Source organism: Rhizorhabdus argentea, from assembly GCF_037861105.1.
Taxonomy (GTDB): Bacteria; Pseudomonadota; Alphaproteobacteria; order Sphingomonadales; family Sphingomonadaceae; genus Rhizorhabdus; species Rhizorhabdus argentea.
Window position 1 is genome coordinate 64866 of the sequence record NZ_JBANFK010000019.1, and the last position, 9843, is coordinate 74708.

9 protein-coding genes are annotated in these 9843 nt (G+C 58.2%); 5 read left to right on the forward strand and 4 right to left on the reverse strand.

Annotated elements, in window-relative coordinates; translation table 11 throughout:
* Positions 1-143: 143 nt before the first annotated feature.
* From AAC645_RS15815 to AAC645_RS15825, 3 genes are all read right to left on the reverse strand, one after another.
* Positions 144-1661, reverse strand: coding sequence for an acyl-CoA reductase (locus AAC645_RS15815; protein ID WP_340317409.1), 1518 nt, complete (start codon positions 1659-1661; stop codon positions 144-146).
* Between the two features lie 22 nt (positions 1662-1683).
* On the reverse strand, positions 1684-3081 hold the full coding sequence (locus tag AAC645_RS15820; RefSeq protein WP_340317411.1) for a long-chain-fatty-acid--protein ligase: 1398 nt from the start codon (positions 3079-3081) through the stop codon (positions 1684-1686).
* A gap of 492 nt (positions 3082-3573) precedes the next feature.
* Positions 3574-4272 (reverse strand): TetR/AcrR family transcriptional regulator, encoded by a 699-nt coding sequence (locus AAC645_RS15825; RefSeq protein WP_340317413.1) that lies wholly within the window; start codon positions 4270-4272, stop codon positions 3574-3576.
* Between the two features lie 1067 nt (positions 4273-5339).
* Between AAC645_RS15825 and AAC645_RS15830 the strand changes: the two genes are divergently transcribed.
* Positions 5340-6677 carry an MFS transporter gene (locus AAC645_RS15830; protein ID WP_340317415.1) on the forward strand — a complete coding sequence of 446 codons (1338 nt, stop codon included), beginning with the start codon at positions 5340-5342 and terminating at the stop codon, positions 6675-6677.
* A gap of 12 nt (positions 6678-6689) precedes the next feature.
* Here AAC645_RS15830 and AAC645_RS15835 read toward each other — a convergent pair whose 3' ends face one another.
* The gene (locus tag AAC645_RS15835) at positions 6690-6947 is read right to left on the reverse strand and encodes a hypothetical protein (protein WP_340317416.1); all 258 of its coding nucleotides are present in this window, start codon (positions 6945-6947) and stop codon (positions 6690-6692) included.
* A gap of 208 nt (positions 6948-7155) precedes the next feature.
* Between AAC645_RS15835 and AAC645_RS15840 the strand changes: the two genes are divergently transcribed.
* The 4 genes from AAC645_RS15840 to AAC645_RS15855 all read left to right on the forward strand — a co-directional run.
* A complete protein-coding gene (locus AAC645_RS15840; RefSeq protein WP_340317418.1) occupies positions 7156-7446 on the forward strand; it encodes an efflux RND transporter permease subunit in 291 nt (96 codons plus the stop codon).
* A complete protein-coding gene (locus AAC645_RS15845; protein ID WP_340317419.1) occupies positions 7403-7876 on the forward strand; it encodes an efflux RND transporter permease subunit in 474 nt (157 codons plus the stop codon). Before AAC645_RS15840 ends, AAC645_RS15845 begins: the two co-directional genes overlap by 44 nt.
* 100 nt (positions 7877-7976) lie before the next feature.
* Positions 7977-8369 (forward strand): EthD domain-containing protein, encoded by a 393-nt coding sequence (locus AAC645_RS15850; RefSeq protein WP_340317421.1) that lies wholly within the window; start codon positions 7977-7979, stop codon positions 8367-8369.
* Positions 8370-9460: 1091 nt separating this feature from the next.
* Positions 9461-9843 (forward strand): 1-deoxy-D-xylulose-5-phosphate synthase N-terminal domain-containing protein (locus AAC645_RS15855; protein WP_340317422.1); only part of this gene is annotated, 383 nt, incomplete at its 3' end.

Genomic DNA, 9843 nt, shown 5'->3' on the forward strand with positions numbered 1-9843 from the left:
ATTATATAACCTTTCATCTTTTACGGAAAATAACTATGAGCATCATGCAAATAAGTCTCGAGGTGATACAGTTCAGTTTAAACGAATAGATTTTTCACTTAACTGAAATATTATAGCGAAGTTTTCGACTCAATTTCGCGTTATTACGCCTTCTGGTGGATGGCTACTAAGGCATCCTCATTGCGATCGCTTTTACGATCGCGCTGAGCATCGCTGATCGCAAAGCCCGCGCCTGCCTTTATCATCTCGGGCGTGAAGGTTTCCATCAGCCCCCAGCGCGCCATGCGCCGCAGCAGTTCGATCGCATCGTGCGGGTTCGCCATGCCCTCGGCAACCGCACAACCGAGATCGGTTATACGCTGCGCGCCATGCAGCAGGCAGCGATCCCTGATCTCGGTTTTCAGCGCCGCCGGATACACGCCCAGTGTCTGGGTGTGGATGGTGACGTGATCGAGCGCCTGATCCACATGGTCGAGCGGCACCAGATTGACCACGCGGCAGGCGAGATGGTCGCGAAAATCTACGGGGTCGTCCGTTTGCGAGACGATGACGCCGCCTTCATTCTCCTTGCAGCCGAAGACGCGATAGGAATCGCTGTAGCGAATGCCATCGATCTCGTCCTTCAAATGCGCATCGAAGGAGGGATGCGGGGTGCTCATGTTGGACGGCAGCGCCTTCAGCGCGGCAAACACTTTCTTGCCGAATATATTGAGGCGATCGATATCGTCGTCTCCGGTGCCACTGACGACATAGGCGACGCGCGAACTGACGCAGCCTTCCTGATTGTAGAACCCGAAATCCATCGCGAGTCTTTCCGCTGCCTCGTCCATTGACGACTCCGATGCCAGCGCTTCGGCGCCGATGATCGAGGCGCTGATCTTCGGATCGAGTGCGATCAGGTCCAGGCCCGGCCCGATATAGCCACGAATGCTCTTCATCGAGGCCATCCCGCCCCAGGCGACGATTTTGTCGATCGCGCCGCCGCCATAAAGGCGCTTTTCGAACGCCACATCGCCGCCCTTCCAATAGCCGACGGTAAAATGCCGGGTAATGGGATGATCGGGCGCCATCTCGATCATGGTCTTGACGATCGCGAACATGGTGAAGGGATCGTTGGACGGGCTCTTGATGATATTGTCGCAGCGCAGGATGGAGCCGTTGATGACTGCAAAAAGCGTCAGCAGGGGTGAATTGCCTGCATTGAGATGGACAATCCGGCTGCCAAAGGCGCGCACCGCCATCTCACGGTCATGGAGCTTGTAGGTCGCCCACCCTTCGAGATACTTCGAACCGATATTCTGCTCCACGATATCCATCAGGAATTCGCGATTGAGGCTGGCGCTCAGCGCCGCATATTGACCATAAAGCTGCTCGCGCTTCAGGCCCGACGTTTGTACCGCGATGTCCAGCGACTGGGCGATATAGGGGTTGGTGTCGGGCGACAGCCGCGGACCGAGTTCGATCAGATAGTCGATGATCTCGGCGAGCGACACATCGTAGAGGTCGCCAATCTTCGACGGGTCTTTCAGGACGATCTCGTCGATATATTGATTGACGTCTGGCGTCTGGAACGCAACCACGCCCCGGCGTGCTTCGAACCGCACCAGATTGTCTTCGATGATCCGGCCGCGAATGATGAGCGGAATGGTATATTCAAGCATCACAACTTCCTTGTCATGGCGGTCAGGCCGTGAGGAATTCTTCAAGTCGATCGAAAGCCTGCGGCGTCTTGGCGCAAGTGATCTTGTCATCGCCGCCGCGTGTGTCGGCGAGGCGTTTGATCTCATTGAGAATATAAGGGCCCTTGCGTCCGCAACCGCACCCACCGTCCCAGTTGATCGTCACATCGTCACCCGTTGCGGTGCCTGACCAATAGGTGCTCGCCAGCAGGTCCATGACCAGCATCCGACCCCTCTGGACACCCTTGCGCGGCAACGCCAATCCCGTCTCCGGGTCAGAGACATGCTGAATCCCCCACGGCAGCGGATGGAGATGCCCCTCATCGCAGCGCAACGATACCGCGTTCGTTTCCGTCATCGCATAGACTTCGCGATACTGGCTGGGATAATCGAACGGGAACACGCTACGAACAGTATCCATCCAATCGTCGGGGAAGGTATAGCCCTTGGTGCCGCCGCCGGCGACCAGGACCGAATCCTGCGCCCATTCGACCTTGACGCCGCGTTTGGCGCACTCCAGCGCGATTTGGTAGAGCTGCACCCAGAACCCATTATACACCACGGTCTTGCCTTTTTGCGCGAGCACGGCGCGTTCGATAAAGTCGTCCCACCGCTTGGTGCCATCCTGGGCGTCGGCGGCAAGCTGCCTTCCCAAGGCCTGCTCGCGCGGCGTCAATACCAGTTTCTCGCCAAGCGTTTCGGCACGGCGCAGCTTGCCGGCAAGCCACAACTCGTTAGCGCCGGTGAAACCGTTGCCGAGTGTAATGATCATGTCGTCGCGCCCGCCGTAAACATGCTTGTGCAGCAGATCCAACATGATCGGGGTGCCTTGCCGGCCACGGCGGCCGGGATATGCGCAGATGAAAGGATAGTTTCCGCTGGCTACCATGTCGCGATGGGGGCCGAACATGCGCAGGACGTGCTCCAGGAAAAACGGTACTTCCACCGTGCTGCGCGGAAACAGCGATATCTTCCCGCTTGTGCCGGATGATGCGGCGGGCCGGAGCGGCGTCTGCGTTTCGATAGCATCCAGCCAGCCGTCGAGCGTATCGACACCCGCAAGATCGACAGCAGAAAGATTGTGGGTGGTAAACCCCTGCAACCAGCGTGTCATGCGGTCATAGCGACCATTATCGACATCCGCGGTGGCGTAGGACTTGTACATGGTATGCGGGAAGCCGAGGCTCGCCAGATCATCGAAGCTCGTGATGGATTCGATCTCGACATCGTCGGCCAATCGTTGCAGCGCCTTCAATTCTGAGCGAAACTTCTCAAACCGCTTCTGGAAATGATGAAGCTGAATTTTAGAGACTTCATCATAATCGAGCGCATAAAGTTCATCGTTGCTGAGGCGGATGAAGTTTTCCGGATTTTCATACAAGTTTTTGAATATCGCTGTCACGATCTCACCCTAATCTTGTGGATACTTATACCAGTGGACGCGACATCCGGTCGCTGTCCCGAGGCTTTATTCAATGCCAATATGTGACGCAGTGCTCATACCGTCTAGCAGATTAATTGAACCGCCGTTTTAACCGCACTCCCGTTCGTCAGGTCGAGTATCGTTCAGAGCCAGAAAGCCGCGGCGGCTGCGAGGCTGCGGCTGAAAGGAGGTTCCCGGCGAGCTTGTCGTGACGGGTGGCGGTCCGGCAAAAATCCCGAGGCGGCAGAGCATAGCCGAGCGCCCTTTGCAGAGGCGCGAGACCGTCATCAGTTATGCGGCCGCACCACGGCCCGGCGTGGCGACGCTGGCCGCCAAGATGGCACGCATAGTCTGGAGCTACTGCACCATGAAAAGTATCTGCGAGATGGCCGTCCGCCCGGCTTGAACGAGATCGGCGTTGCGGTTCGCACCGACTGGATGATGTCTGCGGTAGATGATCGGGTCTGGACCCTAGCGATCTGTGACGTTCGCGAGCAGGTCCTTGCGCAACATGCGCACTATATTCTCGATCCACACTTCGGTTGGCAAGGATCCGACCCCAGCGCCGTGGTGGTGCATCGGGCAGATCGGCATGGACGGACCTATCACCAGCACTAACAGCATCCAGGTTGCCGCCACGGCATCGAGTTCCGCTCGGTAGATGCCTTTGGCGATGAGTTTGCGGATCATCCTCTCTATACGAACAGAATTAAACTCCCGGTGCTGTGAATAGAACGTGCTAACTGGCGTATCCGCGCGGAACAGCTCGATGTAGAAGAATGAGACAACTGCCGTATTTTGGTAATAGGCATCAATGAGACCGCGCACGATGCGTTCGGTAGGATCGTCGTCGTTACTCTCTATGTCGGCTTCCATCAAATCCAGATGCCGGTCAATGTCCTTGGCTGCCTTCTTGAGCAGCGTCAGCAGCAGTCCGTCCTTCCCCTCGAAATAATAGTTCACCATTCCCGCATGCGTTCCCGCCGCTTCGGCTATCTCGCGAGAGGTCAGATCGAGATGGCTTTTATCACGAAGCTGGGTTTCGGCAGCGATCAGCAACGAATCGGATAAATTCCGCTCGGCGCAACCATGGGGGCGTCCTCTCATATCCATTCTTCCGTTTGCCGCGGCATTCTCATTCTGGTTCGGCACGTTCTTTATCGGCCACATTTGCCGTAATCTATCACGGAGTCACGACCCTACACGTCGAATTTTGCTCCAGCAGTTTCGCAGCACTACCATAGTACGGCGACACCCATATTGTCTATGGCTAGGCACTCGGCCCATCGTGGGATTTTCGGCTGCCTCGTTGACGAGCGTACCATCGAAAGCGCACGGCATGCTGCGTCTCAGGGACGAGCGTGATTGCAGCCTTAGCGAAGGCGCCGGAGCGGCCCTGCACCCGTGACGATCGCTCGAAGATTGGAGTTCGCGGGTACCAGGCCTGATCGCCATTCTGGTCGTGGAGAGGAACTCTCGCCGCTCGCGGTCGGGGATCAGTATCTGGTCCCCTCAATGCAGAGGCCCCTCTCAATTTCTTCGAGCTTTACCGCTTTGTCCGTGATGGCAGACCAGCGTGTGGCCTGCGGCACCCGGATCGGTTTTATGGCCCCATACCTTGCCCGCCCGGCCGAGCAAAAAGGAGGTAGTGGACGGCGCCGGCGATCTTCGCCGCCCGCCGCGACATCATCGTGTAAAGCGGTGTCCGATCGGATCAATCGAGCATCGCCCGTACCTCGAGAGCAACGACGACGATCCTACCGAAAGCATCGTGCGCGGACTCATTGCTGCCTGCCGCCGGGCGGTTAAAACGGCGGTTCAATTAATCTGCTAGACCATATCGGCGCTGCGTCACATGTTGTCACTGGATAAAGCGTCGGGGCGGAGTGGCGGGAGGCCGATGCAGCGATGGATCATGCTAGGCGGAAGATCTTGGCGACGGGCGCCGCTCTGCCAGCACTGGCGGGCGCAAAGGGCTGCGTTCGCTGTTAACCTACCACGGAGGCACGACCCTACACGTCAAAGTCCGCCGCACAGGTTGTTCACTAAGCTTCCGTAATAGGGTGAAACGCATATTGTCCATTGGCGTAGGCACTCGGCCCGATTGCCGGCATTTCGGCTGAATCGCTGCGGGAGGATACGCCGCGATGCCTCGATGGGTAACGACATTTGCCTTGCGGCCTATTCTTGCCGCCTATCATCGAACAAGACTGCGAACACCGCAACGGAGAGAAAAAATGCACGCGTCAATCAGCACCGAAGCGCCCAGGTTTTTGGACGCTGGCGCTCGGCCCTGGCTGGTTCTCGCGATGTTGTCGGCGCTCTATGCCTTTTCGCTTATCGATCGGAATATTCTCGTCCTGCTGATCGGCCCGATAAAGGCACAGTTTCAGATCAACGATGTACAGATCGGTTTACTGGTCGGCACAGCTTTTGCCGTTGTCTACGCGTTTCTCGGCATACCGGCGGGCCGCCTTGCCGATCGAGGCAACCGCAAAACGCTGATCGCCACAGGGGCGATCATCTGGTGCCTTTGCACGCTCGCATCGGGCTTCGCCGGCAGCTACGTCATGCTGGTCCTGTTCCGACTGGGTCTCGCCGCCGGCGAGGCGGTGCTGACGCCAGCCGCACATTCGATGATCGGAGATCTTTTCCCGCGTGATAAGCGCTGTCTGGCTGCCAGCCTGTACACGTCCGCTGGCCTGCTTGGTCCGCCATTGGCGTTTTCCGGCGGCGCTCTTGTCATTTCGGGCATAGAAGCGATGAAGGCTGGCGGCCTTCACGGCGACATGCAGATTTGGCAACTTGTGCTTTTTGCGGTGGGCTTGCCGTCACTGGCTTTGGCCATCATTTTTTTGCTGACGGCGCGCGAGCCACAGCGGACGAGCGAGCCTGGCGCGCATGCGTTGGTCAAAGGGGATGTCATACGCCAGATCGCATCGCGCAAAAAACTGTATTCTGGTCTTTTTTTCGCCTGCTCATTCAGCGGAGGATGCTGCTACGCGCTCAATTACTGGACGATCGAATCGCTTATGCGGGATTTTGGCTGGTCTGCGGTACAGGCCGGATCGGCGCTGGGTCCGGTCAACTTGGTTGCGAGCGTGATGGGAGTGATGGGAGCGCCCTGGATCACTGCCCGCCTGAAAGCCCGGGGACGCATGGATGCCGTCATTCTGGTCTGCTTGGCGTGTATGGCGATAGCCTTTTTCTCGTTGGCCATCGGCCCGATGCTGTTCGCCCCCCTGCTTCGGCTGGCGTTCATCGGATTGGGTTTGGCCGCCGCGCTGGGTGGCACCACGAACATCGTGGTCTCCATGCAGGAGGTCGCGCCCGCTCGGATGAGGGCTACCTTTGTGGCGTTGCTGTACATGGGAATCACGTTATTGGGCGCAGGCGCGGTTCCCGTCCTGGTCCCGATGGTCGGCGACATGGTCCGATCAACCGGCTTGAGCGGCGGACTCGCGATCGTCTGCGCGACCCTCAGCGGCGTCAGCCTGTTACTGCTCTGGTGGATACGCGCCGATTTCGAACATGAAGCGATTGCCGGATTTCCTGTCGTCGGTGCCCGCATCTAGTGGAGACGAGTTTCAGCTTCTCGAGCGGCTCCCGCGACGAGCGGTTTTGTCGCCGCGCGCGCCGCTGAACGTGTTCGCCGTGCCCGAGACTGAGGACCTTGGATCGCCGAGGAGTTTTTCAGCGTCGATCGTGGTCGCGCCGTGCCGAGTTTCATCGCCGGGCATGACAAGCTGGCCGTGCCGTCGGAGCTGATCTTGAAGATCATGCAGCTTCGCTGTCATCAGCGAAAATAGTCGCCTCACCAATTCCGCTCGCTCCTCAATGTCCATGGGCAACTCCCGTGGGCACCACGGACGAACAGCTCCGCAACACCTAGCCGCCCGCAAGGCGATCGAGGAAATTCCGGACGGCGTCTACGAAGCCGAGATTTCGCGGATACCGACGGCTTTTCCGAGGATCCGATCAAGGTCAAGGTCAAGGTCACCCTCACCCTCACCATCAAGGACTCCGACATCACGATCGACTTCACGCATCGACATGGCGGGTTCGATCGAGGAAGCCGGCAAGGCAAATGCCGCGCTCGCACCCATCTTCCCGATCATGATCGTCCTCATGATGGTGGTCATCATCCTGCAAGTCCGCAGCCTGTCAGCTATGTGGATCGTCCTGCTGACCGCCCCGCTCGGCCTGATCGGCGTCGTCCCCACGCTGTTGGTGACGGGCCAGCCGTTCGGGTTCAACGCCATTCTTGGGTTGATCGCACTCGCCGGCATCCGGCATATTGATGCGCAACACGCTCATCCTCATCGGACAGATCCACGACAATGAACGCGCAGGTCTCAACCTCTTCGAAGCAGTGGTCGAAGCGACGGTCCAGCGCTCACGGCCGGTGATCCTCACGGCGCTCGCCGCGGTGCTCGCCTTTGTGCCGTTAATCAGTTCCGTCTTCTGGGGAGTGGTGGCCGTCACCCTCATCGGCGGTACCTTGGGGGGGGGGGGGGGGACAATCCTGACCTTGCTGTTCTTGCCTGCTCTATGCGCTCTGGTTCGGCATAAAGCCACCCGGCGGCGAGGAGCGATCGGAAATGCTCTCAGCCCCCGCGATGGTCTCCTGGAGCAGCCCATCTTATTCTTCCACGGCGCGCGCCGAACCGGTGGGGAAGAGGATCGACCGACCATTGTTGTACGCAGGAGGCCGGGTTGCAGACATACAGCGTTCGGACTGCGCAGCGAGATCGTCCGGCCCCACCAAAAATGATGCTGATCGGCTGGCACGAGTCAGATCGGGGCGGTATGTCCCTCAGTCACCAGAAATCGCGATAACGCACCAGACGTCCTGGACCGAACATGCTGGAGCGATGAAAGGGGAGATTATGTTTAAAGTTATGTGGCTTATGAAGCGCAAAGTTGGAACGAGCATGGAAGACTTGATCCGCCATTATGAGAACGTTCATTGCGAGTTAGGGACTAATCTTTGGACGGAAAAAGGTTTTCGGCCGGTAAAATATATTCGGCGATACTTACATCCGTTAGCCGGCTTGGTGCCGTCGGAGCGCGGAGAAGCTGCACGGGCGTCCCACGACGTCGCCATGGAGATGTGGTTCAGATCAAAACGCGACTTTGAAGTATTTCTTGGATTTTTCGAATCCGACGAAATAATGAGCATCTTCATAGAAGATGAACTTAAATTTCTTGACAGAGAAAGAACCGAAATTTTTATGTTAGAAGAACATGAAACGAGATTCGATTAAGCACTGGGACCTCGCTGATTGAGTCAATAAAAAATAGTTGCAGGGCCGAATGGGGAACATGGCGTGTGGGTATCGATACGGCCGTAACGATGTGACCCAGATACTTGACTCGGTGAATAATTTTTTTGTCTTGCCGCTTTTCCTGCAGAGGGCTCTGTCATAGTGATCTTCGACTTTGCTTTCGATCGTGGCGTGATGCTGCGCTCGACCAGCCATAAGAAGCTACTGTGGATATATCGCGAGGAAAACCTGTCTGACGCCGCGGCGGCGCAAAGGTGCCTTGGGTGCCAGGACACAGACTGTGCTGCCGACAATCGGGCCGACGCGGATCGTTGGACTGTAAGCGTGGCGTCAAGGCCATGGTTCTATCATCCGTAATGACGGCCGAACTCGAAGAGCTTAAGAGCTTGCTCCCGGCTGACTGGCACCCGATTGGTGCGGCGGTACCTGAGGCTGTTGATGAGTTGGTTCATAGTCCCCCACCTTCACGGCATGCTGACCGGCGCGACCTCAAAGATAGTCGGCTAATATCTCAATTGGGTGCCGACGGCTCGAATGGAGCTAACCGACATTCTCACCCACGACTGCGAGACAGCGCAGCGAGCTATAGCGCTTTACCCTGGTACTGACTGAGCTGCTGGCAGCTAGTGGCGTGTGGCGTGTGGCGCCGACTGGAACGCTTCATGGCCGAAGGTGTCGATGGTTTTCTGCTCGACAAGGCAGAACGATGGCCTTGGCGAGCGAGGGCAGCTGCACGATCCGGCTCAGGCGAAAGCCTGAATGACCTTGCGCAGGCTCTCCAGCCTTTTCCACTGGACGTCGGGGACTGCTCCAAAATCCGTGTGCGGCCTGTTGTGCTGCTGCGGGATCGCCGCCCGCGTGCCGTCTATCGGCAGGAACGTACCAGACCTTGTTCAACTTGTGGCATGTGCGACACATTGGGGGTCGTCAGCTCGAGGCCGACTGGGTACTAATAGATCCTGCTGGGAGGCTGTGACAGCTAACATGTTGTCGTTCATGTTTGGATTTTGCTCGCGGGCGCCCCACACGCTCGGTTTGCACAGGGGTCTTTGGCTGGGATGCGACAGCGTATGACCGGGCGCCCCGAAACTCCGCTGCTCGACATCGCCAGCGGGCCGACGGAATTACGCGACTTCAAGCCCGGCCAGCTCCGCCAGTTGGCTGACGAGTTGCGCGCCGAGATGATCTCGGCGGTCTCGGTCACCGGCGGCCACCTCGGTGCCGGACTGGGCGTCGTCGAGCTGACGGTCGCGCTCCACTACGTTTTCGATACGCCGCGCGACGTGCTGATCTGGGACGTCAGCCACCAGGCCTATCCGCACAAGATCCTGACCGGCCGGCGCGACCGTATCCGCACCCTGCGCCAGCCTGGCGGCCTGTCGGGCTTCACCAAGCGCTCCGAGAGCGAATATGACCCGTTCGGAGCGGCGCACAGCTCCACGTCGATCTCGGC